General features: G+C 73.8%; 1 protein-coding gene. It reads left to right on the top strand.

Features of this window, described 5'->3' with window-relative positions; all coding sequences use genetic code 11:
* Positions 1-65: 65 nt before the first annotated feature.
* Positions 66-269 carry a hypothetical protein gene (locus VR45_RS14585; RefSeq protein WP_045940170.1) on the top strand — a complete coding sequence of 68 codons (204 nt, stop codon included), beginning with the start codon at positions 66-68 and terminating at the stop codon, positions 267-269.
* Positions 270-275: the final 6 nt, after the last annotated feature.

The raw sequence follows: 275 nt of genomic DNA, 5'->3' as shown, positions 1-275 counted from the left end.
GCCCTCCCCACGCCCCGCTTCCTCACCGTCCAGCACCCCAGCCGGCCCCGCGTCGCCGACGTGGCGTGAACCGTTCCCTCCGGCTCGTCGTCGCCGCCGTGTGCGTCCCCACCCTCAGCGCCGTCGCCGCAGCCCTCGTCTGCTGGCCCATCCACGGCGGACCCCTCGGGCCCCAACTCCTCATCTTCGGCCTGATCCTCGCCACCGGCATCAGCGCCGGTCTCCCCGCCTGCCTCACCTGGCTCACCCCCAAGAACCCCGACGACTGATCCCCC

Source organism: Streptomyces sp. NRRL S-495, from assembly GCF_000966955.1.
Classification (GTDB): Bacteria; Actinomycetota; Actinomycetes; order Streptomycetales; family Streptomycetaceae; genus Kitasatospora; species Kitasatospora purpeofusca.
Note: the sequence above shows the minus strand (reverse complement) of the source record. Positions and strands in the feature narration are given on the sequence as shown.